The organism is Mesorhizobium sp. P2_C4, from assembly GCF_056404575.1.
Genome location: NZ_JBFUDT010000001.1, coordinates 680,062 through 703,697, shown reverse-complemented (window position 1 = coordinate 703,697; position 23,636 = coordinate 680,062). Strand labels below are relative to the sequence as shown.

The following is a 23,636-nucleotide window of genomic DNA, read 5'->3' as shown; positions in this document are numbered from 1 at the left end:
TCTGAAAAGTCTATCGGAGAATAAAGGCGCCGACGGCCAGGATCACGGCGAACAGGATGGTTCCCGAGAAGAAGCCGCCCGCAAAGAAGCCGAAAGCCATCGCCAAGAGCAGGGCGAGGCAAAACAGCGAGCCGTATTTGGCGAGCGTGATGAAGCCCGCATAGGTGCGGTCGTGCTCGGCATAGTCCATCTTCGCGCCCAGTTCGACAGGACCGGTCGGCGTGTGATCAGCCATAGGAATTCCCCTTCGAAGACATCTTTGAGGCACATAGCGAAAAGCCGGGCCGAGGGCAATGGCGCTATTGCCGCATCGCCGGAGACAACAGCCTCAAATGAAAATTGAAAGCCGACCATGAGGCATGGCTGGCTGGCGCGCCTAGTGCCGTGGGGAAACGGATCCTGGGGGGCGCGGCGCCTCAGCCGGCGAGGTGCGGGAACAGCCCGAGCAAGCCGACGACGATCAGGTAGAGCGCGACGATGTAGTTAAGCAGCCGCGGCATCACCAGAATGAGCACGCCGGCGATGAGCGAAATCAGCGGGGTGAGCGCGAGCTGGGAAATGTGCATGTCGGGTTCCTTTGACAAATCCGTCGAAGACGCGGAGCGTCAACGCGCCGCCGTCATCAGAACGCGTATCCGGTCCGAAAGCTCGAGGCGCCTCGCAAAAATCAGCGCCTCAGGCGGCGTCGCGGTAATATTTCGCTGTCGGCAGGATGGACAGGGGCTGCAGCCGGTTGATGGCCGGATTGGCAAACATCATCCTCTGCTCCAGCGGCGTCGACCTGAAGAACGGGAAGCGTTCGAGTGTCAGCCGCAGATTTTCGCCGCAGGGGATTTCGAACAAGGCGATCGGGGCAAGAACGCCCGGGAATACCTTGGCCTCGGTCCTCTGCTTGGCATGGAAGATGCGGGCATAAAAAGCGGAGTGCTCGATCTTGACCGGCGTAAGCACCGCGGTCTGGCCAAAGTAGCTGGAGGCCACCATGCCAAGCCTGAGTGTCAGGAACGGCAGCACGCCGGGTGCCGGTGCACTGTCGGGGTCGGTTGCGAACCGGGTTCCGTCGATGAAGGTCTCGCCGCGGGCAAGCCGCTCGGCCAAAATTTCCGGATAGGCATCGACGGAGGGCGAATACGGGTGTTCGCGAGAGATGTAGTGAATGCGCAGCGTGCTAACCAAATGGCCATCGAAATAGACGCCGAACCGGTAGGAATTGGGCAGATTGTCCCAGCGGTCCTCGAACATCCCGCTGGCGATCGGGCCGGACATGCCCGAGCGAAAGTAGGATTGATAGCGAAGACGGTAGATTGCCTCGAGATCCTCGCCGCCGGTAATGAGACGGTACTCGACATGCTCCAGCAGCTGCATCATCGAGCGGTTCAGCACCGATCCGCCGCTCGTGTGAACCCCAGCCGACGCATCCTGCGTTGCAGCATCCATTGTCTATCCTCGAAAATTCCGCCTGCGGATAGGCTATTCGAGTTGAAATGGGACACAAGCTGAAAGTTAGATGTTGTTGATTTACCTTTCGTTAACCTTAACAGCCGCGGAAAGCGCTTTCAGCGTGCAAAGGCAAAATCAGGTGGGGCAACATCCCGATTCTGAAACCCGCATGAGTTCGATATTATGTCGGAGGCGAATTTAGATCTCGAAAGATACTGGCGATCTATTTCCAGTGAACTTCGAGATCACGACACCAGCTGGCTGCCCCGTTTGGCGGGGAGACGCAGGTCGGCCGCGAATGGCCAGGTGACGTTCGACATCGTCTCGATGCCCGACGCACTGAGCGCGGCACCGAAGAGGAAGCCCTGGACAAGGTCCGGCTTCACCGAATGGACCAGAACCTTGAGCTGCTCGAAGGTCTCGACCCCTTCGATGGTGACGGTCAGGCCCAGGACCCGGGTGAGATCGACGATGCCCTTCAACAGGTCCAGCGAGCGCTGGTTCTGGGTTACGTCCATCAGGAACGAGCGGTCGATCTTGATCTTGTCGAGCGGCAGCTTGTGGAGATAGCTCAGGCTGGAATAGCCGGTGCCGAAATCGTCGAGCGCGATGCGCACGCCAAGCTGTTTCAATTCCTCGATATACTGGCGTGTCAGCGACTTGTCGTCGAGCAGCGCGGTCTCGGTGACTTCGATCTCCAGACGGCCGGCAGCAAGCCCCGAACTGATCAGCGCATCACGGACCTTCTGGATAACGTCGCGACTGCGGAAATCCCTGGCGGAAAGGTTGACCGAGACGCTGGTCTGGTCGGGCCATTTGGCGCATTCGGTGCACGCAGCCTGCAGGACGAAGGTGCTGATCTCGGAAATGATGCCCATTTCCTCGGCCAGCGGAATGAAGATGCTGGGCGAAATCGGCCCGAGATCGGGATGGTCCCAACGGCACAGCGCCTCGCAGCTGGCGATGCGCATCGTGCTCATCGCCACGATCGGCTGATAGACGACACGCAGCGCCTTGGCTTCGACGGCGTTGCGCAGGTCCGCCTTCATCAGCTGACGGCTGCGGAAAGCCGCATCCATCGACGCCTCGAACAGCCGCCAGTTGTTCTTGCCGAGTTCCTTGGCCTTGTAGAGCGCCAGGTCGGCCTTGACGATCATCGCATCGACATCGGTGTCCTCGACCTTGGACAGCACCGTGCCGGCGCTGGCCTGGATGCGCAGCCCATGGCCGGCGACATCGACCTCGCCCTGCAATTCGCCGAAAATCTGGTCGAGCAGGCCGGTCAGATGGCTTTCGTCCTCGACGCGATCGAAGAAGATCATGAATTCATCGCCGCCGAAACGGCTGACGGTGATGCTCGGCCCGGCGATGGCGGCCAGCCGCTCGGCGACGGCGTAGATCAGCCCGTCGCCGACAGGATGGCCGAGCGTGTCGTTGACGCTCTTGAAATCGTCGAGATCGAGCACGGCGAGCCCACACAGACGATCGCGGCTGCCGGACGCCATCGCTTCGCCGACCAGCTCGTGGAAATAGGCACGGTTGGGCAGGCCGGTGAGGTTGTCGTAGCGCGCCATGAAGCGGATTTTCTCTTCCGACTCGACGCGGGCGGTGACATCCTCAAACGTGATGACGCCAAGATCCTGACTGCCTTCGCGAGCCGAAAACTCGTAATGCTGGCCCGTGGAAAACGAAACCAGCACCTTGCGGTCGCGGCCCTCGCGCAGCGCGCGCGTCAGCTGCGCCTCGACGTAACGACAGTCCTTCGGCGCCAGCATGCCGCCGGCGACACCGCGCATCAGCAGGCTGTGAATCGACCGCCCAAGCAACGCGTCCGGCGATTTGAGCGCCATCAGATGCGCGGCTTCGGCGTTGGCGACGATGACCTTGCCGTCGGGGCCAAGCATGACCAGGCCATGCGACATGGTGTTGAGCGCGCGATCGAACCGGTGCGCGAGCTTCTTGGCCTGCTGGTGGCCGATGACTGCAGAGAAAAGCACGTTGCGGACGTGGTCGGCGCTGTTGATGGTGATGAACGTCATCGGGATGATCATCAAGCCGAGGACGACCGAGGGGGCATCCATGCGCAGCAAGAGTGCAAGTGCTGCCGGACCAATGAAGGTCACGGAAAAAATCCGCACCATGCGCGGCGATCCGTAGTTTCGGCCGACAACCGTGACCAGGGTCGCCAAAGTCAACGACATCGCGGCCAGTTCGGCAAACGGATCTGGATAGACGTAGATCGATATGAAGCACAGCGAGCCCAGGCCGAGGCCCTGCAAGGAGCCCTTGAGGATATAGTTGCGCTCCCACTGCTGCGCCTCTTCGACACTGGCTATGGTGCCGCCCGCCTTGCGGAAGCTGCGAATGCCCAAGTAGCGGAAAAGGCTGACGGACAGCAGAACAAAAGAAAAGCCAATAAACAGTGGATTGTGCGTGCGCAGGTAGATCATGAATCCGAGGATCCAGTAGCACGCGCCGCCAATCACCAGCATGTGCGCGTTGTCGAACAACGAGCGCACAAACTGGATATAAACATCCGCCGGGATGTTTTCGGTCTTTGTTCTGCCCATACCGTCGGCCCAAAGCTGCGCCTTGTCATGCCACACTCGCCTTAAGAAAGGCTTAGAACAGCGGCTTGGGCCCGGTTGATCAGGGCGAGAAGCGCGGTAAAGACCGGAAAAACTGGCTTCCGGCAATCCGTTGGTGCGATCACTCCGCGGCGTGGAGTGCCGGCTCCGGCAAGGCCTGGCTCAGCCGGTTGAGAAGCCTTGCGCGCTCCCCCGCCGCCTTTTCGGCACTGGCTTGCCTGACATGGCCATAGCCGCGAACGAGCGCCGGCACCGAGGCGAGCGCGACAGCGGCCTCGACCTTGCCCGGCGCCAGTGCTGCGCCAACAAGCTCCAGATCGGCCTCATACTGGGCCAGAAGCTGCCGTTCCATGCGCCGCTCGGCGCTGTAGCCGAACAGGTCGAAAGCGGTGCCACGCAGGCCCTTGATCGCCGCCAGCAGGCGAAATCCCTGCATCATCCACGGGCCGAAGCTCGATTTCCGCGGTTTGCCGTCATTGCCGCGCCTGCCCATGATCGGCGGCGCGAGATGGAATTCGAGTTTTTCGTAGCTCTGGAACTGTTTTCCGAGCTCGGCGGCGAACGAGCCGTCGGTATAGAGCCGCGCCACCTCGTATTCGTCCTTGATCGCCATCAGCTTGAACAGATTCTTGGCGGCAGCCTCGGTAACCGCGGTCGAGCCGGGCACAGCCTTGGCCTCGGCGGCGCGCAAGACGGCCAGCTTGTCAGCATAGCGCTTGCCATAGGCGGCGTTCTGATAGGCGGTCAGGAAGGCGACGCGGCGGGCAATGATGTCGTCCAGCGTCTCGGCAATGGCGGCAGTCTGCTGGGCCTGGCCCGGCTGGGCGATGAGGCCGCGCACGAAATCCGGCTGGTGCGCTGCGCGGCGGCCCCAGCGGAACGCCGCGACATTCATCGCCACCGCCTCGCCGTTCAATTCGATGGCCTTCTCAACGGCTTCAGCCGACAGCGGCAGGCCGCCATGCTGGAAGGCGAAGCCGAGCATGAACATGTTGGCGCCGAGCGAATTGCCGAACAGCGCGGTGGCGGTGCTTGTGGCGTCGAAGAAATGCGCCTTGTCGTCGCCGGCAGCGGTGCGGATCGCTTTCTTCAACCGCTCGACCGGCAGCGAGAAATCGGCGGAACGGGTGAAATCGCCGGGCATGATCTCGGCGGTGTTCGCGAGAAAAATGGTGTGACCTTCGCGCACCGCCGCCAGCACCTTCTTGGCGCCCGACACGACGAGGTCGCAGCCCAGCACCAGGTCGGCCTTGCCCGCCGAAACGCGGATGGCGTGGATATCGTCGGGCGTGCGGGCAATGCGGACATGGGTGAACACCGAGCCGCCCTTCTGGGCGAGGCCGGCCATGTCGATCATGCCGCAGCCCTTGTCTTCGAGATGGGCTGCCATGCCGAGCACAGCACCGATGGTGACGACGCCGGTGCCGCCGACGCCGTCGATTATGGCGGCCCAGCCCTGCTCGCCCAGCTGGAATTCCGCCGGCGCCGGCACGCCGTCCAGCGGATTGGTCCTGCCGGCGATGCCCTCGGCCTTCCGGATCTTGGCTCCATGCACGGTGACGAAGGATGGGCAGAAGCCGTTGACGCAGGAGAAATCCTTGTTGCAGCTCGACTGGTCGATCTTGCGCTTGCGGCCGAATTCGGTCTCGACCGGCTGGATCGAGACGCAGTTGGACTGCACGCCGCAATCGCCGCAGCCTTCGCAGACCAGTTCGTTGATGAAGACGCGCTTGTCGGGATCGGGGAAGGTGCCGCGCTTGCGGCGGCGGCGCTTTTCGGCAGCACAGGTCTGGTCGTAGAGCAGTACCGATATGCCTTTGACGTCACGCAATTGGCGCTGGACGAGGTCGAGGTCGTCGCGGTGATGGATGCTGGCCCCGGTGGGGAATTCGGCCTTGCCCGCATATTTGTCGGGCTCATCAGTGACGATGGCGATGCGCTCGACACCTTCGGCGCGCACCTGTCTGGCGATCATGTCGACGGTCAGGCCGCCATCATGCGGCTGGCCGCCGGTCATGGCGACGGCGTCGTTGTAGAGGATCTTGTAGGTGATGTTGGCATCGGTCGACAGCGCGAAGCGGATCGCCAGCGCGCCGGAGTGATTGTAGGTGCCGTCGCCGAGATTCTGGAAGATGTGGTCGCGCTTGGAGAACGGCGCCTGGCCGACCCATTGCGCGCCCTCGCCGCCCATGGCGGTGAAGCCGACGGTGTTGCGGTCCATCCATAGCGCCATGAAGTGGCAGCCGATGCCGGCGGCGGCAATCGAGCCGTCCGGCACCTTGGTCGAGGAATTATGCGGGCAGCCGGAGCAGAAGAACGGCGTGCGGGTGGCGATGTCGGCGGTGTCGGCGAGCATCGCCTGGAACTGGCGCAGTTTTGCCACCCGCGCGGCGATCTCTTCGGACGGGCCGACGGTTCGCAAAATCCGCTCGCCGAGCGCGATGGCGATGTCGTTGGGATCGAGCGCGCCCTTGGCCGGGAACAGCCAGTCGCCGCGCTCGTCCTTCTTGCCGACGATGGCCGGCTGTGTGGCGGTGCCGTAAAGGCTTTCGCGCAGCTGCACTTCGATCAGCGAGCGCTTTTCCTCGACGACGACGATGGTGTCTAGGCCGCGGGCAAAGTCGGCGATGTGCTGCAGGTCGAGCGGCCACGGACAGCCGACCTTGAACAGCCGGATCCCGATGCGGTTGGCGGCCGCTTCGTCGACGCCGATGTCTTCCAGCGCCTGGCGAACATCGAGATAGCTCTTGCCCAGCGTGATGATGCCGAGCTTGGGGCTGCGGCCGCCCGAATAGACGATCCGGTTCAGCCCGTTGGCGTGGATAAAGGCGGAAGCGGCGGCGCGCTTGTGCTCATGCAACCGCTCCTCCTGGCCGAGCATGTCGATCTCGTGGCGGATGTTGAGGCCGCCGGGCGGCATGTCGAAGTCGGGGACGACGATGTTCAGCCGTTCGAGCGAGGCATCGACGGAAGCCGTCGATTCGACATTGTCCTTGACGCATTTGATCGCCGCCCAGGTGCCGGCAAAGCGCGACATGGCAAAGCCGTAGAGGCCGTAATCGATAATTTCCTGGACACCGGCCGGGTTGAGGATCGGCACCATGGTGTCGACGAACAGGAATTCGGTGGCATGGGCGTTGGTCGAGGATTCGGCCATGTGGTCATCGCCCATCAGGGCAAGGACGCCGCCATGTTTTGACGACCCTGCAAGGTTGGCGTGGCGGAACACATCGCCGGAGCGGTCGACGCCCGGCCCCTTGCCGTACCAGACCGAAAACACGCCGTCATGGGTGCCTTCGCCCAGCAATTCGGTCTGCTGCGAACCCCAGCACGCCGTCGCGGCGAGCTCTTCGTTGAGGCCCGGCTGAAAGACGATGTCCGACTGGGCGAGCTGCTTCTTGGCCTTCCACAGCTGCATGTCGAGGCCGCCGAGCGGTGAGCCGCGATAGCCGGAGACGAAGCCGGCGGTGTTGAGACCAGCGCGGCGATCGCGCTCGCGCTGCATCAAAAGCAGGCGGATGACCGCCTGCGCGCCCGACAGGAAGATGCGCTCCTTGCCAAGATCGAACTTGTCGTCGAGCGCGACATCGTGCAGCGTCATCAGGCATTTCCTCTGCGGAGGCCACGCCAGGGGCGCAGCCAACGTCGGAGTCGGACGCCCCAGTGTTTCTCCCCTTGCCGGAGAGGTCAAACAAAATCGAAGATGCCAGGCAATGCGCAACGAACGGTTCGGCGCGCATCGGCCGGCGTATGAAAATTACACGGCTACAGGCTTCGCGGCACAGAAAGTTCCGGCCGCGCAGATAGAGGCCGCGTCAGGCGGCCTTCGAGCAATCGGGCTTGGGCTCGCCCGGCAGCTTGCCGTCGGCATGGCCGACCATGTCCTTGTTGAGTTCGTAGACCGGCCCGACGACAAGCGGCCTGTCGGGCAGAACCGACTGATCGAGCGAGGATGTCAGCGTCGTCTCGAAGCTCTGCAGCAAGGTGCCGCTGGCATCCTCGATGCGGATCGACACCGCATAGGGCTTGCCCTTGACCACGCAGGTGAGCGGTGGGCTGGTGAGCGTTATATGCGCGAGTTTCGGCCATATTTTCTGGTTGACGATGATCGGATCGCCACCGGCCGGGTTCTGGAAGCTGACCACCGCGACCTGCCCCTCACCCATCGGCCGTAGCGGATTGAGGGTGATGACATAGGTGGCAATGCCCAGCCGGTAGTTGAACTCGAACAGCTTGCCGGAAATGGCGAAAAGCTGGTCCTGGCCGGAGTCGCGGCAGGCGCCAAGGGCAGCGGCCGCAAACAAGGCTGCACCCAGAACCATCGAACGCGAAAACTGTCTAGACATTCGAGACCTCCCTGGCCGCGGTCCGGCGGCGATAATGTCGACTTGCCTTCTGACGGTTGCCGCACACCGCCATGTCGCACCAAAGGCGGCTGGAATTGCGGCTTCGGTCGACGAACAGCCAGCTGCAGTTGGGGCAGATTCTCAGCCTCGCAACGGTATCGTCGCGCAGCAACGACAGCGCCGAGACGGCCAGTGCCGCCTCGAAGGCGATCGGCGTCGCCGGATCGCCGAACGGTCGCCCCGGCGCGCCGATTTCGGTGCGGCTGCGCGCAAGACCGTCGGCGCAGGCCTCCAGGAAACCGGGCAGATCGCCGGTGGCAACCGCACCTTTGGCCACCGCGCCGCGAAACAGCCGATCGGTTGTCTCGCGGATCGACAGTACGACCGGTGCGATTGCATCCGGCAACGGCGCCTCCAGCCGCCTGCCGCCAAGCTCGGCGGCACGAAAGCCGCTTGCGGCATCGGCAAAGCGGGCGATTTCCGCCGGGTTGTCGAAACGGTCGAAGGTTTTCTCCGGATCGTCGCGCAGCACGACGGTGTTCGCCGTGTCGAGCGCAAGAATACCGCCGGTGAAGCGGTGCGGGGTCCAGGATACCGTCATGACACAAATCTAACCGATAAATCGCGTTTGACAAGTTAGATTCTACGATGCAAACCTTGGCTGGGTGCCCTTGCGGCGACCTTTTGTTGAGCATGTCGTCGTCCCAAAACCGCCTCGCACTTTTGGGCGACATGCTCTGAGGATCTTGCATGCTCTATTTCTTCCAGCAGGTTCTGAACGGGCTGCATTCGGGCGCGCTCTATGCGCTGCTCGCTTTCGGCTATGTGCTGACCAACGGCATCCTGCACCGCACCAACCTCGCCTATGGGGCGGTGTTCGCCTTTTGCGGGCAGACGATGATCCTAACCGCGGCTTTCGGCTACCAGACCCTGTGGCTGACGCTGTTCGCATCGGTTGCGCTCGGTGTCGTCGCGGCATTGCTGTATGCGGCGCTGATCAGCCATGTGTTGTCGCGCAGCGTCTTCGAACCGCTGGCCGACCGCACGCCCAACGCCGTCGTGGTGACGACGCTCGGCATCTTGCTGGTGCTGTCGGAAGCAAGCCGCATCGCTGCCGACACGCATGATCTGTGGCTGCCGCCGATGCTGGCCCAGCCCATCATTTTCGCGCAGAGCCCCACATTCACGGCAACACTGACACTTATCCAGGTGCTCGACTGCGCCTTCGTGCTGGCAACCATAGTGTTCGCCGCATGGGCATTCGCCCGCTCGAGTTTCGGCCGGCGCTGGCGCGCCGTATCCGACGATCCCAAGGCAGCCGCCATGTGCGGCGTCGACGTGCGCGCCGTCTTTCGCGGCGCGGTGCTCGCAGGCGGCTTCTGCGCGGCGCTGGCCGGCATACTGGCCGGCCTCTACTACGGCAATATCAGCTTCGGCACCGGTCTGGTCTACGGGCTGAAAATCCTGTTCGTGACCGCGGTGGGCGGCTATCTCTCGCCGCCGCGGGCAGCCCTTGGCGCCGCATCCTTCGGCATGGGCGAATCGCTGTGGGCCGGCTATTTCCCGCTCGAATGGCGCGATGCCTGGATGTATCTGTTCCTCGTCGCCATGCTGTTGCTGATCGGCGCCGGCCGCGACCAGCAGAAGATCGTCTGAACCATATCAGACTTTGGTTGCATGCCGCGCGGTCAGGCAGCGGGTTTGGCCTCACAACAGCGTTTACCCACGCACTCCATGTTGACCCGCCGGACCACGCACGGCATACCGTTGGGCCACGGCAGCGTGACGGAAAGGGGAGCCCGGCACGCCTCTGACATAAGGGAGGAATGCATGGCAGGGCTTCTGGCTCTATCCAGAACGATTGACCGTATGAACGAGTTCATCGGCAAATGGGTGTCGTGGCTGATCCTGCTGGCAATCCTGGTCAGCGCCGCCAATGCAATCATCCGCAAGGTATTCGACATGTCGTCGAACGCCTGGCTGGAACTGCAGTGGTATCTGTTCGGTGCCGCCTTCATGCTGGCCGCCGCCTACACGCTGAAGCAGAACGACCATATCCGCATCGACATCGTCTACGGCATGTTCTCGCGCCGGGTGCAGCACTGGATCGACCTTCTCGGCCACCTCTTCTTCCTGATGCCGTTCGTGACGCTGATGGTGATCTATTTCGTTCCCTATGTGTCGCTGTCGTTTCGCAGCGGCGAAATGTCGAACAATTCCGGCGGGCTGATCATCTGGCCGGCCAAGGCCATCCTGCTGGTCGGCTTCTTCCTGCTGGCGCTGCAGGGCATTTCCGAGATCATCAAGAAGATCGCCATCATGCGCGGCCATATGGACGATCCCAATCCGTTCATATCGGCGCATGAGCAGGCCGAACTCGAGGCGAAGGCGCTCGCCGAAGAAGCCAAGGCTCTCGCCGGGCAGGTGCGCTCATGATGGAGTTCATCGCCCAGAACATGGCGCCGATCATGTTCGCCTCGCTGATCATCTTCCTGCTGATCGGTTATCCCGTCGCCTTTTCGCTGGCCGCCAACGGCCTGATGTTCTTCTTCATCGGCGTTCTGCTGTCGCCCTACTCCGGCGGATCGATCAACCTCGCCTGGCCGCTCTTGCATGCCCTGCCGGACAATTTCTACGGCAGCCGGGTGATGTCGAACGACACGCTGCTGGCCATTCCGTTCTTCACTTTCATGGGCATCGTGCTCGAACGCTCCGGCATGGCCGAAGACCTGCTCGACACGATCGGCCAGCTGTTCGGGCCGATCCGCGGCGGCCTCGCCTATGCGGTGATCTTCGTCGGCGCGCTGCTGGCGGCGACCACCGGCGTCGTGGCGGCTTCCGTCATCGCCATGGGGCTGATCTCGCTGCCGATCATGCTGCGCTACGGCTATGACCGTAGTGTCGCTGCCGGCGTCATCGCGGCGTCGGGCACGCTCGCCCAGATCATCCCGCCGTCGCTGGTGCTGATCGTGCTTGCCGACCAGCTCGGCCGCTCGGTCGGCGATATGTATGCGGGCGCGCTGATCCCCGGCCTGGTGCTGACCGGCCTCTATGCGCTGTACATCCTGATCATGTCGATCGTCCGGCCGAAGTCGATGCCGGCCTTGCCGCTGGAAGCCCGCACCCTCGGGCACGGTGTGCTTTCGCTGCTGGCGGCACTGCTGGCGGCGGTGGTGGTTTCCTACGCGGCGTATCGCTATCTCGTGCCGGCGCATGGCGACAATGCCGACATCCTCGGCGCCAGCGTCGGCGTCATCTTCATCTATATCGTGGCCATCGCCGACAAGCGCCTGAACATCAACATGATGTCCAGGCTGGCGCAGCAGGTGATCATCGTGCTGATCCCGCCGCTGACGCTGATCTTCCTGGTGCTGGGCACCATCTTCCTCGGCATTGCGACGCCAACCGAAGGCGGCGCCATGGGCTCCGTCGGGGCGCTGATCATGGCCGCGGTAAAGGGACGGCTGTCGCTGGATGTGATCAAACAGGCGTTGACCTCGACGACGCGGCTGTCGTCCTTCGTTCTGTTCATCCTGATCGGCGCGCGGGTGTTTTCGCTCACCTTCTATGGCGTCAACGGCCACATCTGGGTCGAGCATCTGTTGATCTCGCTGCCGGGCGGTGAAGTCGGCTTCCTGATCGGGGTCAACATCCTGGTCTTCTTCCTCGCCTTCTTCCTCGACTTCTTCGAGCTTGCCTTCATCATCGTGCCGCTGCTGGCGCCGGCCGCCGACAAGCTCGGCATCGACCTGATCTGGTTCGGCGTGCTGCTCGGCGTCAACATGCAGACCTCCTTCATGCACCCGCCCTTCGGCTTCGCGCTGTTCTACCTGCGCTCGGTCGCCGCCCGCGTGCCTTATCTCGACCGCCTCACCGGCAAGCAGATCGCGCCGGTCACCACCGGCCAGATCTATTGGGGGGCGGTGCCCTTCGTTTGCATCCAAGTCATCATGATCGGACTGACCATCGCCTTCCCGCAGATGGTGATGCGCTACAAGGGCGCGGCGGTCGATCCCGGCACGATCGAAATTCAGCTGCCGGACATGCCAGGTCTGTCGCCGCTCGGCACGGCGCCGGCGGATGGCGCCGCCCCGGCCAATGGCGGCGCTGCACCAGCAGCTCCGACCAATGACCTGTCGCAACCACCGAACTTTGGCGATGCGCCGCCCGCCAAGCCGGCTGCGCCGGCGACTGACCTCTCGCAGCCGCCGAACTTCAACTGATGCCGATGGGTGAGCAGTCATGAAAGCAGTGCGTCTGGAGGCGATTGGCAGCATCGCGCTGCGCGAGGTCGACAAACCGTCTGCCGGCCCCGACGATCTTCTGGTGCGGATCGAGGCCTGCGGTGTGTGCGGCACGGACCGGCATCTTCTCCATGGCGAATTCCCCTGCACGCCCCCGGTGACGCTGGGGCATGAATTCTCCGGCATCGTCGAGACGGTGGGCAGTTCCGTATCCGGCTTTGCCATTGGCGACCGGGTCACCGGCAATCCCAACATCGCCTGCGGGCGATGCGCGCATTGTCATGCCGGACGGGTCAATCTGTGCAAGAATCTGCGCGCCATCGGCATCCATCGCGATGGTGGCTTTGCCGAATACGTCGTCATGCCGCAGACGCAGGCCTTTATTCTGCCGGGCGATCTCAAGCCGACGCATGGCGCGTTTTGCGAACCGCTTGGCTGCTGCCTGCATGGCGTGGACCTGGCGCAGATCAGGCCCGGCGCCTCGGTCGTCGTGCTTGGGGGCGGCGTGATCGGCTTGCTGACCGTGCAACTGGCCAGGCTGGCGGGGGCGACGACCATCATCCTGTCAACGCGCCAGGCCTCGCGGCGCGCGCTTGCCGAGGAATTGGGCGCGACAGCGACGGTCGACCCCAATGCTTGCGACGTGATCGACGCGATCGCCGGACCATCCGGACTGGTGCCGGGCGGTGTCGATGTGGTGTTCGAGTGCGCCGGCGTCAGGGAAACCGTCGAGCAGTCGATGCGGCTGGCCAGGGCCGGCGGCACGATCGTTGTCGTCGGCGTGATGCCACAAGGCATGAAGTCGGAGTTCGAGCCCTTCGACCTGTTGTTCCGGGAATTGAAGGTTCAGGGTTCTTTCGTAAATCCGTTCACCCATCGCCGGGCGGCCGATCTCATCGCCTCGGGCGCAATCGAGATCGACAGGCTGATCTCCAGGCAGGTGACATTGGAAGAGGCGATCGCGGTGATCGCCAATCCGGCTGCGCCCGGCGAAGTCAAGGTGCTGGTGGTGCCGAGCCTAAGCTGACGCTTGCCGAGGGTTCGCCGATCGGCTATCCAATGCGCGCCGAAAAAGACATGACCGGTTCGGTAGTCCGGTTTCTTCCGTCCTTACTTTTCGAGCATGATTCTTGTCCGAAAACCGGGCGCCACTTTTCGGGATCATGCTCAACGGAGGCCTGTTCACCGCATGATTTGCGGGAGAACCCGCGGCCGGCAAGCGAGGCGAAGCCCGCGGGCCGGTTGGGTCATGGCCAGATTTTCGGTTTCAACGGTCCCGCCGGTTTCACGGTCTTTAGCCACGCCTGTCCGCATCTCAAACCGGAACAGGAACGACCATGAGACTGAACCACGCAAATCTCGTTACACCGGAAGTCGCCGCCCTTGCCGGCTTCTTCACCAGCCATTTCGGCTTCGAACTTGTCGCCATGCGCGGCAAGGATGCCTTCGCGGTTCTACAGGGGACCGACGGCTTTGCCCTCAACCTGATGAAGCCCGGCAAGGGAGAGGCAGCCACCTATCCCGACGGGTTTCATGTCGGTTTCTTCGTCGGCAAAGCAGATGGCGTGCGCGCCAAGCATGCCGAACTTGCCGATGCCGGCCGGCAGCCGGGCGAGGTCCAGGAGTTGACGCGCGGCGGCATCAAGTCGACCACCTTCTATTGCCATGCACCGGGCGGCCTCCTCATTGAGGTCAGCGCTTCCGAAGCCTGACGAAAAAGGACCCCGGGCGGAAAAGCCCGGGGTCTCTCCAAGAACTTTCAGGGCCTACAGCTTGCCGTTGCGCTGCTGGACCATCATGAAGGTGTCGTAATTGTATTCGGCCACCTGCGCCCAGAGATAGTGCTCCTTGCGGAAGCCCTTGATAGAATCCCAGATCTTCTTGAAGGGTGCATTGGTGGCTTCCATTTCGGCGTAGACCTCGTTGGCCTTTTCGAAGCAGGCCGCCATGATGTCCTGGGTGAACGGGCGCAATTTCGCGCCACCGGCCACCAGCCGCTTCACCGCCGCCGGATTGAGGAAGTCGTATTTCTGCAGCATGTTGGCGTCGGTCGCCTGGGCGGCTGTGCGCACCAGCGACTTGTAGGCGGGCGAGAGCTCTTCGTATTTCGCCTTGTTGAACATCAGATGCACGGTCGGCCCGCCTTCCCACCAGCCGGGGTAATAATAGTAGGGCGCTACCTTGTAGAAGCCGAGCTTCTCGTCGTCATAGGGGCCAACCCATTCGGCAGCGTCGATGGTGCCTTTTTCCAGCGCCGGATAGATGTCGCCGCCTGCGATTTGCTGCGGCACGACGCCAAGCTTCGAGACAACTTTGCCGGCAAAGCCGCCGATGCGCATCTTGAGACCGGAGAGGTCGGCGACCGTGTTGATCTCCTTGCGGAACCAACCGCCCATCTGCACGCCGGTGTTGCCGCCGGGCAGGCCGAAAAGCCCCTGCGTGGCGAGAAACTCGTTGAACAGGTCGATGCCGCCGCCATGATAGTGCCAAGCATTCATGCCGCGCGCGTTGAGCGAGAACGGCACCGCGGCACCCAGCGCCCATGTCGGGTCCTTGCCCCAGTAATAATATGCCACCGTATGGCAAGCCTCGACGGTGCCGGCAGTTGTCGCGTCCGCGGCCTGCAGGCCAGGCACGAGCTCGCCAGCGGCAAAGACCTGGACCTGAAAATTGCCGTCCGTCGCATCCGACAGCATCTTGGAGAACACTTCGGCGCCGCCATAGATCGTGTCGAGCGATTTCGGGAACGATGACGCCAGCCGCCACGTCACTTTCGGATTGGATTGAGCGATGGCTGGCGCGGCGAGCGTGGCGGCAGCCGCCGCGGCGCCAACGCCGGTCGCGCCGGCCTTGCGGATGAATGAACGACGATCCATGAAGTTCCTCCCTTTTGGATCAACTGACCGACATCAGGGCATCCTCGGCACCCCGGATCGGCTCGCGCCAAACAATACACGGGCAACAAGTCGAGTCCAGCACGGCGGGCCGATTTGGCGACGGCATTTCCGGGAAATCCGCCGGTCGGCCGCATGTCCTGCAACTATAGTCTAACGCCCACTCCGTGGCCCATGCGACAACCTGAAACTTGTCATGGAAAAGCGCCTTCAGATCGCCTATTTTGCAGGCAGAATAGTTATTCGCACCAAATGGAACCCGGATCCAAAAATGCATCAGCCGCTCGTCGCTATATCGACCGACGTCCGTCAGTTCGACAATTACACTTGGCATGCCGCCCCGCAGCAATATCTCGAGGCGGCCCTTTCGGGTGCCGGCGTGTTCCCGCTTTTGGTGCCGTCCTTCGGCGACCGGCTCGATTTCGATGAGCTGCTGTCTTCGGTCGACGGCGTCATGGTCACCGGCTCGAAATCCAATGTGCATCCCTCGCTCTATGGCGGCGACGCCAGCGAGGCCAACGGGCCCTACGATCCCGACCGCGATGCCACGACGCTGCCGCTGATCCGCAGGGCGATCGAGCGCGGCGTGCCGCTGCTCGCCATCTGCCGCGGCATCCAGGAGCTGAACGTGGCGCTGGGCGGCACGCTGGGCACCGAGATCCAGGAGCGCGAGGGCTCGCTCGACCACCGCGCCCGGGTGAGCGACAAGCAGGATGAGCGCTTCGCCATCCATCAGACCATTTCGATCAAGCCCGGAAGCTGCCTCGCCGGCGTCTTCGGCGCTACTGAAATCGAAGTCAATTCGTTGCACCGCCAGGCGATCGATCAGCTCGGCTCGAAGCTGCAGGTCGAGGCGGTGGCCACCGACGGCACCATCGAGGCGGTGTCTGTCAGGGACGCCCGCGCGTTTGCCGTCGGCGTCCAGTGGCATCCCGAATACTGGGTCAAGTCGGACAGCGTCTCGGCAAAGATATTCCGCGCCTTCGGCGACGCGGTTCGCCTGCATGCGGTGGCGAAATCCGGGGCGCGCGCAGCCGCGGAATAACCCAAGCGTCAGAAATCAATTGTCCGTGGCAGCCAGCGACAGCAGCGGCAAGGCCGGCGTGTAGGATTCATAGCCGTCGCCGTCGGCGACGCCGAAGGTGACGATCGGATCGACACCGTTGACGCTGAAGGCAACCGTGCCGTCATTCTGTTCGCGCCAGAATTTCGCACGCTCGATGCCCGGCAGAAGACGGCGGCAATTGGAGGCGACCGTCAACAAGGACAGGCCACCTGAAACTTCGGCGCCACGCCGGATAGCGCAAGCCGCTTCGTCGCCATTGGCGACCAGCCTGTAGTTGCTGGTCGGCCTCGCTTCATTGGCGGCACTTTCACTGCTGCCGCCGTGAAACAGCTGAACGCCGGCGAACAGCGCCGCGACCGCAATCAATGCCGGAAGCTTCTTCATCTTGCACTCCACGCCCCCGGGCGCAGGATACAGAATGATTTCAAAGCGTTAAGCCGACGTTAATAGGTGTGGCGGCGCCGGACCTGTCTATTTTGGAGTGGCCAGCGCGTAACGATCCGAGAGGACTTTCCACAGCCATTCGCGCTCGACATCGGTGGCAGCCGAAGCGAGCTCGACCCTCTGGGCACCCGCGTCGACTGTCAGACGGTTGCGGGTGTCGCCCTCGCGAAGGCGCAGCGTATCGAGCTGTCTGCGGTCGATCGTCTGCGTAATCCGTTTCGGAAAAACACTCTTCCAGGGGAGCGTTCGCGAAGCTGGCATTCGAAAAGGCGCGATGCCGGTATCGTGGGTGACGCCCGCGGCGCCGACTTCGATGGTTTCGGGGATGGACCGCTGAAAAATCCGCCGAAGCTGGGCAATGACGAGGACGAGACCCACCGCCCACGCGCAAAGCCAAAACACCAAAAAGGCAGAGCCCGGGCCGGCTGGCGTCGAAACCAGCTGCCCGGCGGCCGAGACACCCCCGGCCACCCACGCCACCAGCCAGAAAGTCAGAAAAGCGGCAACAAAATAGGGCGCCGAGCCCTGCCTGGCGAAAGGGATCGAGATGATTTGCTTGCCGCCGCTGCTTGTGACGGAGATCGTCGATCCCTGCGGCGGTTGGGTCAGCATGGTTGAGCAACCGAAATCATGCCAGTCCCCTAGTTTGGCGCCTTCACATGCACCGTCTCCGGCACCGGGGTCACCGGCCGGCGCTCGGTGAACCAGGAAACCAGATTGTCGACGCACAGATCGGCCATGGCGCGGCGCGTGTGGTGCGAGGCCGAGCCGACATGCGGCAACAGCGACGCGTTAGGCGCGGCGAGCAGTGCTGCCGGCACGTTCGGTTCGTCAGCAAAGACATCGAGCCCGGCGGCGGCGATTGTGCCATTGGCAAGCGCTGCCGCAAGAGCCGGCTCATCGACGGTGCTGCCGCGACCGATGTTGACGAAGACGCCATTGACGCCGAGCGCCGACAGGACTTCGGCGTTGACCGCCTTTTCCGTCGAAGCGCCGCCGGGCGCCACGGAAATCAACGTATCGACCGCTTCGGCGAGACCCTTCAGGGTGGGGTGGTAAGCATAGGCCAGGCCTTCGACCTGGCGCCGATTGTGATAGGCGACCGGCAGCCCAAAGGCTTCCAGCCGCCGGGCAATGGCTTGGCCGATGCGGCCCATGCCGAAGATGCCGACGCGGCGGCCACGCAAGGTCAACCGGCTCAGCGGATAGTTACCCTTGCGCGCCCAGCTGCCATCGCGCAGCCAGTTTTCGGCGCGCGGCAGGTCGCGAATGGTGTTGATGAGCAGTCCTATCGCGGTGTCTGCGACCTCCTCGGTCAACACGTCGGGCGTGTTGGTGACCATGATGTTTTTCGCGGCGGCGTGGCCGACATCGACCGAATCATAGCCGACGCCGAAGGAGGCGATGAGTTCGAGGTTGGGCAATGCATCCATCATCGCAGCGTTGATGCCGGCGAAGCAAGCGATGCCGCGCACAGTGCTGCGCATCTCGTCGGTGACCAGCGCCGCATCGGCGCGCTCGATCCTGACCCGATTGAAGGTGCGGTCGATGCGCTCAACCGCGTGGTCGTTGAAATGCCCCGGCACCAGAATGGCGACGGTCTGCAACTGGTCGGCCTTGGTCATGCACGTTCCACCGGCTTGCCGGTCGACTGGCGCACATGCAGTTCCGGCTTGATCAGTTCCTGCGACGGCCGCACCGTCTGCCCGTTGAGCTTGTCGAGCAGCGCGCTGGCGGCGCGACGGCCGACCTCGCGCTGGCCATTCCAGACCGTGGTCAGCGCAGGCGTCGCGATCGCAGCCTCCTCGAGATCGTCATAGCCGGTGACGGAAATGTCGACACCCGGCACGAGGCCCGCGCGGGCAATGCCGTTCATCAGTCCGATGGCCACCAGATCATTCCAGCAGCAGGCGGCGGTTGGCTTGTCCTTCAGCGCCAGAAACTGTCCAGCCGCCTCGAACCCGCCCTGCTTGGTGCGCGGGCCGGCGATGCGCCAGGACGGCTTGACCTCAAGCCCGGCCGCCTCCATGGCATTGACATAGCCCTGGTAGCGGTCGCGGCCGGTCGAGGTCTGGTCGGTGCCGCCGATCATGGCGATGCGCTTGTGGCCAAGCGAGATCAAATGGTTGGTGGCAAGGCCGGTGCCATAGGAATCGTCGCCGCGAAACACCGGCACATCGGCGCCTTCGACGGTGCGCGCGATCAGCACTGCCGGCAGGCCATTTTCCTCGGCCATGACGATGTCGGACGCCGGCGTGCCGATGGCCGGCGACATGATGACGCCGTCGGCACCGAGCTGCAGCAGCGTGTCGATGAAGGTGCGCTGCTTTTCGAGCTGGTCGTAGTGGTTGGAGAGGATGAAGGTCTGCCGGCTGCGGTCGAGTTCGCTTTCGATCGAACGCAGGATCTCGGCAAAGAACGGGTTCATGATGTCATGCACGACGACGCCGACGATGCCCGAGCGCGAGGTGCGCAGGCTTGCGGCACGGCGGTTGTAGATATAGCCGATGGCGCGCGCATGTTCCTTGATGCGGTCGCGCGTGGTGCCGGCCACCAGCGGGCTGTCGCGCAGCGCCAGCGAGACCGTGGCCGTGGACACGCCGAGCGCATCCGCGATCGTCGAAAGCTTGATCTTCTGTGCCAGCGACCTGTGCTCCCCGACCGGCTTAAACAGTTTAAACGCGGCCTTATGCCATCGATCGGGTGCAAATCAAAGTTTTTTTGCCAGCGCTTCCATCTCGACGTCGAGCGCGGCGCGATTGCGCACGCGCAGCCGGTGCTCGCGATGGACGATGTAAAGACCGCTGGCGACGATGATTGCGGCGCCCAGAAGCGTCCAGCGGTCGGGGAACTGGTTGAAGAAGAACCAGCCGGAAACAATCATCCACACCATTTGCGAATAGGGATAAGGCGCAAGCGCCGTGGTGGTGGCGATGCGATAGGCCTGCACCAGCAGCCAATGGCCGATGGCGCCGAACACGCCAAGCATCAAAAGCACGACCCAGTGCCAGCCATCCTGCGGCAGCGACAGCGAAAACGGCAGCAGCGGCAGAAGCAGCACCGCCGGCGCCAGTGCCGAAAACAGGATGAGGCTCTCGGAGGTTTCGCTGGCCGACATGCGGCGCGTCATAATGACATAGAAGCAGTTCGACAGCATCGAGCAGAGCGCGAAGAGATGGCCGATACCGAAAACGCCGACGCCGGGCCGGGTGATGATGAGGACGCCGACAAAGCCGGTCAGGATCGCCAGCCAGCGCCGCCAGCCGGCCCATTCGCCGAGCAGCGGACCGGCAAGGGCGGTGATCACCATCGGCGCGAAGAAGAAGATCGAGGTGGTTTCGGCCAGTTGCAGTGTCCGCAGCGCCAGCACGTTGAATATGGTCGATCCGAACAGGAACAGACCGCGCAGTATATGCGCCGGCAGATTGTTGGCGCGAAAGCGCGACGGATCGCGCCAGCCGCGCAGAAAGACGCCGACGATCAGCACGTGGACGGTGAAGCGAGCCCAGGCGACGATCAGCGCCGAGACGCCAGCCAGAACGAGGTATTTGCTGCTGGTGTCGAGAAAGGTGAAACACACATAGACCGAAAGCATGCAGACGATCGCCGCCGGGGGCGTCGCGCTTTCGTCCTGTCTTTGGGGAGCACTCAATTTCGGGCCGGATGGAAGGTAAGGCGGAAGCCCACCTTTGCGGCAATTGCCGCCAGCCGGCAAGCCAAAAGCGCCTGGCACAACAAGCCGGGCCGACAGGCTTAGGCATCAGGCATGCATGCGGGCGCCCTTGGTGATCTTGTCGACGAGTTTCTTCTCGGCGCGCAGTGCGATGCCGACGACCTTGGCGTCCTCGGGCGCGAATTGCGCAAAGACGGCGCGGTTGGCGACGTCGTGGCCGGTCGAAAACATTTCCTCGACATAGAGCGAGGTTTCCACACCGCGCTCCAGCGCCCGCCGGTGGATCGCGCCAAGCGTCGCGCGGTCGGCTGAAAGCACGATGACCGGCTGGATCGACAGCGGGTTGTAGATATTGCCGGCGCGGTCGCGGTAGGGCTCGCCGATGATCTCGGGACACTGCGCGACGATGCCGCTGGTCAGGAAGGCGGTGACGTTGAGCTTCTGCCAGACGGGAAGATCGTCCTGCAGCACGATTGCGAACTTCGTATCGAACATGAGAGACTTGACCAATTCGGGTTGTGAAATGAGGCGATGCCGCACGATCTAGACAGGCAGGCCCTGCAGGGTCTTGGACGTTTGTGCGTAGATGAGCGCGAAAGCTGCATCGTCGCGGCCCCTGGCCCTGCCGGCATGGAGCGCATCGAGGCGCGGTTTCACGGCAACGCCTTCGATCTCCATCGCCACGACACCTATGCGATCGGCGTGACGCTGCATGGCGTGCAGAGCTTCCGCTATCGCGGCGCGACAAATCACAGCCTGCCCGGCCAGATCATCGTGCTGCATCCCGATGAATTGCACGATGGCGGCGCCGGCACCGAAGACGGGCTGCGCTACCGGATACTCTATCTGGAACCATCGCTCGTTCTGGACTGCCTCGGCGGGGCAGCGCTGCCGTTCGTGAGGGATGCCGTGGTGAGTGACTGCGCCTTCTGCACCACGCTGCTTTCGGCGCTGGGGCCGCTGGACCAGGAACTGAACGAGCTGTTCGTCACCGATTTCATCGCACAGTTGACGCAAAGCCTGGCGCGGCATGCCGGCCAGCCGGCAAAACCGGTCTTGAGAACGGCTTGGCGCTCCGCCAGCCTGGCGCGCGACTATCTCGAGGAGAACGCGGAGCGAAGCGTGCGCTCGGAAGAGCTGGAATCAATCACCGGGCTCGACCGCTACGCCCTGTCGAGGCATTTCCGCGCCGCCTTCGCAACCAGCCCGCATCGCTTTTTGCTGATGCGCCGGCTGCAGCGGGCGCGCCGGATGATCGAGGCTAACGAGCCGCTGGCGCAGATCGCCATCGCGGCCGGCTTCAGCGACCAGAGCCATTTCAACAGGCATTTCAAGAAGGCGTTCGGCGTCACGCCGGGACGCTGGTCGGCCCTGATCCACGGACCGGCGAAAGCGGCCGCCTGATAGCGAGATCAGTCGTCGACGTCGACCTCGTCGTCGATGAGCACCATTTCCTCGTTGGAAAGGTTTGCCTCGATGCGAGCCAGCAGCTTGAACAGCGCCTTCTGGTCCTTCTTGTCGAGGCCCTTCAGCGCCTGCTTCTCGGTCTTCTTCACCGATTTCTCGATGGCGTGGATGATGTCGCGGCCGGTCTCAGTGAGGAAGATGTGGGCCTGGCGGGCGTCGGCCGACGAGGCGCGCTTTTCCAGAAAACCCTGCGCCTGCAGCCGGTTGATGGTCTTGGTGATGGTCGGCGGGCGCACGCCGAGACGGCCGGCAAGATTGCCGGGCGTCTGGCCATCCTCGCGGTCGAGGGCCAGCATGATCTGGTCCTGCCCGGCATAGAAGCCGTGCGCCAGAAGCCGTGCGGCGAGCGCCGTACGCGCCAGCCGCGCCGCCGAATGCAGCCGGCTCATTGTCGCAGTCTTGTCCGCCTTGGCCATGGTCATCCCTCTTCGGCCGAACCGGTGCGGGCAGCATAGACGCAGCCGCCCGGTTGGCAATGACGATCAAAAAAGATTCCGGCTTTGCAAAACAGCTTTGCCGGCAAGCATTGCGGTGTCCGCCGTGAATGCCAGATGTTTATTTCAGTTAGATGACAAACGACTTTTCGGCGCTAGGGTTCTTTCAGCAGGACCCCTGATGCACAAAACGAGGCCGCTCAACCGGCCTTCACCGCGACGACCAACAGCGCCTGATAGGCGTCCGCCACTTCGCGCAATGCCGCCTGCGACAGCGGCCCGGCCTGCCGCGCGATGCCGTCACGTGCGTTCGACGTGTCGCGCTTGCCGGGGCGGTCATTATAGGGGGCGACCGTGGTGAATATCTGCTCGCTGAGGCTGTCGGGGAAGAACAGCTGACCGGTCATCACCGAATTGTCGTTGGGGAAGACCTTGAAATGGATGTGGGTGGTGCGACCATGATACCAGCCGGGATAGATGGTGGCGAAGGAGACGATGCCGCTGGCGTCCGTCTTCTGCCAGCCGCGCAGAAAGCTCTGGCCGGAGGTGTCGACATCCTGGCCATCGCCTTGGCCGGGATAGCCGGAATAGGCGCCTTGCGCGTCGCAATGCCAGATATCGACGCGGGCGCCGGCAAGCGGGCGACAGGTGGCATCGACGACTTGCAGCCGGACATTGAGGCTGACGCCCTTTTTGCCTTCAGTGACATCGGCGCGTTCGAGCTTCGGGTCGAAGTAGAACGGCCCTTCGGTCACCTCTGGCGTAATCGCGCAGACCCCGGCGCCACCGTCGAACAGAGCGAGCCCGGCATAGGGGGAAGCCTGCGCCGCCCTTGCCGCGGCCGGCAGAAAGACACCGCCGCCAGCGGTGACCGCGATGAGGCCGAGCGCCCGGCGCCGGCTTAGCACGAAGGGAGATGACTTGTCGGGCATAGCACGCCTCTTCAATTCAGTTCGAGCAGCCTCCCGCGTCGATATCTAGGCGGCCTGATCGGCCGGCGCCAATGACAATTCGGTAAGGTCGGCAGGCTCATTGGCCCA

The 23,636-nt window shown here is 63.2% G+C and carries 23 protein-coding genes; 7 read left to right on the top strand and 16 right to left on the bottom strand.

The window, feature by feature from the left end; all coding sequences use genetic code 11:
• Nucleotides 1-10 precede the first annotated feature (10 nt).
• From AC1DX6_RS03455 to AC1DX6_RS03425, 7 genes are all read right to left on the bottom strand, one after another.
• Nucleotides 11-235 (bottom strand): aa3-type cytochrome c oxidase subunit IV, encoded by a 225-nt coding sequence (locus tag AC1DX6_RS03455; RefSeq protein ID WP_477311231.1) that lies wholly within the window; start codon nt 233-235, stop codon nt 11-13.
• 181 nt (nt 236-416) lie between these two features.
• A complete protein-coding gene (locus tag AC1DX6_RS03450) occupies nt 417-566 on the bottom strand; it encodes a DUF3096 domain-containing protein (protein ID WP_080680904.1) in 150 nt (49 codons plus the stop codon).
• Nucleotides 567-675: 109 nt separating this feature from the next.
• Complete coding sequence (locus AC1DX6_RS03445; protein WP_477311229.1) at nt 676-1,437, bottom strand: N-acyl amino acid synthase FeeM domain-containing protein; 762 nt, start codon at nt 1,435-1,437, stop codon at nt 676-678.
• 248 nt (nt 1,438-1,685) lie between these two features.
• Nucleotides 1,686-4,010: a putative bifunctional diguanylate cyclase/phosphodiesterase gene (locus tag AC1DX6_RS03440; protein WP_477311227.1), complete on the bottom strand. Its 2,325-nt coding sequence runs from the start codon at nt 4,008-4,010 to the stop codon at nt 1,686-1,688.
• Between the two features lie 139 nt (nt 4,011-4,149).
• Complete coding sequence (locus AC1DX6_RS03435) at nt 4,150-7,629, bottom strand: indolepyruvate ferredoxin oxidoreductase family protein (protein WP_477311225.1); 3,480 nt, start codon at nt 7,627-7,629, stop codon at nt 4,150-4,152.
• A 214-nt stretch (nt 7,630-7,843) separates the two neighbouring features.
• Nucleotides 7,844-8,374 (bottom strand): hypothetical protein, encoded by a 531-nt coding sequence (locus AC1DX6_RS03430; protein WP_477311223.1) that lies wholly within the window; start codon nt 8,372-8,374, stop codon nt 7,844-7,846.
• Nucleotides 8,367-8,975, bottom strand: a complete 609-nt coding sequence (locus tag AC1DX6_RS03425; RefSeq protein WP_477311221.1) for a CGNR zinc finger domain-containing protein — start codon at nt 8,973-8,975, stop codon at nt 8,367-8,369. Before AC1DX6_RS03425 ends, AC1DX6_RS03430 begins: the two co-directional genes overlap by 8 nt.
• A gap of 149 nt (nt 8,976-9,124) precedes the next feature.
• Here AC1DX6_RS03425 and AC1DX6_RS03420 point away from each other — a divergent pair, with 149 nt between their 5' ends.
• The 5 genes from AC1DX6_RS03420 to AC1DX6_RS03400 all read left to right on the top strand — a co-directional run bounded on the left by AC1DX6_RS03420 (nt 9,125) and on the right by AC1DX6_RS03400 (nt 14,330).
• Nucleotides 9,125-10,030 carry a branched-chain amino acid ABC transporter permease gene (locus AC1DX6_RS03420; RefSeq protein WP_477311219.1) on the top strand — a complete coding sequence of 302 codons (906 nt, stop codon included), beginning with the start codon at nt 9,125-9,127 and terminating at the stop codon, nt 10,028-10,030.
• Between the two features lie 174 nt (nt 10,031-10,204).
• The gene (locus AC1DX6_RS03415) at nt 10,205-10,810 is read left to right on the top strand and encodes a TRAP transporter small permease subunit (RefSeq protein ID WP_477311217.1); all 606 of its coding nucleotides are present in this window, start codon (nt 10,205-10,207) and stop codon (nt 10,808-10,810) included.
• Nucleotides 10,807-12,597 carry a TRAP transporter large permease gene (locus tag AC1DX6_RS03410; protein ID WP_477311215.1) on the top strand — a complete coding sequence of 597 codons (1,791 nt, stop codon included), beginning with the start codon at nt 10,807-10,809 and terminating at the stop codon, nt 12,595-12,597. Before AC1DX6_RS03415 ends, AC1DX6_RS03410 begins: the two co-directional genes overlap by 4 nt.
• A 19-nt stretch (nt 12,598-12,616) precedes the next feature.
• Complete coding sequence (locus tag AC1DX6_RS03405; protein ID WP_477311214.1) at nt 12,617-13,645, top strand: zinc-dependent alcohol dehydrogenase family protein; 1,029 nt, start codon at nt 12,617-12,619, stop codon at nt 13,643-13,645.
• 310 nt (nt 13,646-13,955) lie between these two features.
• Nucleotides 13,956-14,330, top strand: coding sequence for a VOC family protein (locus AC1DX6_RS03400; protein ID WP_477311212.1), 375 nt, complete (start codon nt 13,956-13,958; stop codon nt 14,328-14,330).
• Between the two features lie 54 nt (nt 14,331-14,384).
• On the opposite strand, the gene AC1DX6_RS03395 is transcribed toward AC1DX6_RS03400, so the two are convergent.
• Nucleotides 14,385-15,494, bottom strand: a complete 1,110-nt coding sequence (locus AC1DX6_RS03395) for a TRAP transporter substrate-binding protein (protein ID WP_477311210.1) — start codon at nt 15,492-15,494, stop codon at nt 14,385-14,387.
• A 289-nt stretch (nt 15,495-15,783) separates the two neighbouring features.
• On the opposite strand from AC1DX6_RS03395, the gene AC1DX6_RS03390 reads away from it, so the two are divergent.
• The gene (locus AC1DX6_RS03390) at nt 15,784-16,557 is read left to right on the top strand and encodes a gamma-glutamyl-gamma-aminobutyrate hydrolase family protein (RefSeq protein WP_477311208.1); all 774 of its coding nucleotides are present in this window, start codon (nt 15,784-15,786) and stop codon (nt 16,555-16,557) included.
• 15 nt (nt 16,558-16,572) lie between these two features.
• Here the strand turns inward: AC1DX6_RS03390 and AC1DX6_RS03385 are convergent, their stop codons facing one another.
• From AC1DX6_RS03385 to AC1DX6_RS03360, 6 genes are all read right to left on the bottom strand, one after another.
• Nucleotides 16,573-16,962 (bottom strand): hypothetical protein, encoded by a 390-nt coding sequence (locus AC1DX6_RS03385; protein ID WP_477311206.1) that lies wholly within the window; start codon nt 16,960-16,962, stop codon nt 16,573-16,575.
• An 87-nt stretch (nt 16,963-17,049) separates the two neighbouring features.
• A complete protein-coding gene (locus tag AC1DX6_RS03380; protein WP_477311204.1) occupies nt 17,050-17,634 on the bottom strand; it encodes a hypothetical protein in 585 nt (194 codons plus the stop codon).
• A 29-nt stretch (nt 17,635-17,663) separates the two neighbouring features.
• Nucleotides 17,664-18,647: a 2-hydroxyacid dehydrogenase gene (locus AC1DX6_RS03375; RefSeq protein WP_477311202.1), complete on the bottom strand. Its 984-nt coding sequence runs from the start codon at nt 18,645-18,647 to the stop codon at nt 17,664-17,666.
• Nucleotides 18,644-19,666, bottom strand: coding sequence for a LacI family DNA-binding transcriptional regulator (locus AC1DX6_RS03370; RefSeq protein ID WP_477311890.1), 1,023 nt, complete (start codon nt 19,664-19,666; stop codon nt 18,644-18,646). The genes AC1DX6_RS03375 and AC1DX6_RS03370 overlap by 4 nt, the downstream gene beginning before the upstream one ends.
• Before the next feature lie 66 nt (nt 19,667-19,732).
• The gene (locus tag AC1DX6_RS03365; protein ID WP_477275823.1) at nt 19,733-20,617 is read right to left on the bottom strand and encodes a DMT family transporter; all 885 of its coding nucleotides are present in this window, start codon (nt 20,615-20,617) and stop codon (nt 19,733-19,735) included.
• Nucleotides 20,618-20,782: 165 nt separating this feature from the next.
• Entirely contained in the window at nt 20,783-21,190 is a 408-nt protein-coding gene (locus AC1DX6_RS03360; RefSeq protein WP_477311200.1) for a DUF2000 family protein, read from the bottom strand.
• 36 nt (nt 21,191-21,226) lie between these two features.
• Here AC1DX6_RS03360 and AC1DX6_RS03355 point away from each other — a divergent pair, with 36 nt between their 5' ends.
• Nucleotides 21,227-22,099 (top strand): AraC family transcriptional regulator, encoded by an 873-nt coding sequence (locus AC1DX6_RS03355; RefSeq protein ID WP_477311198.1) that lies wholly within the window; start codon nt 21,227-21,229, stop codon nt 22,097-22,099.
• An 8-nt stretch (nt 22,100-22,107) separates the two neighbouring features.
• Here the strand turns inward: AC1DX6_RS03355 and AC1DX6_RS03350 are convergent, their stop codons facing one another.
• Both AC1DX6_RS03350 and AC1DX6_RS03345 read right to left on the bottom strand, forming a co-directional pair.
• A complete protein-coding gene (locus AC1DX6_RS03350; protein WP_477311196.1) occupies nt 22,108-22,578 on the bottom strand; it encodes a MarR family winged helix-turn-helix transcriptional regulator in 471 nt (156 codons plus the stop codon).
• Nucleotides 22,579-22,796: 218 nt separating this feature from the next.
• The gene (locus AC1DX6_RS03345) at nt 22,797-23,528 is read right to left on the bottom strand and encodes an intradiol ring-cleavage dioxygenase (protein WP_477311194.1); all 732 of its coding nucleotides are present in this window, start codon (nt 23,526-23,528) and stop codon (nt 22,797-22,799) included.
• Nucleotides 23,529-23,636 lie beyond the last annotated feature (108 nt).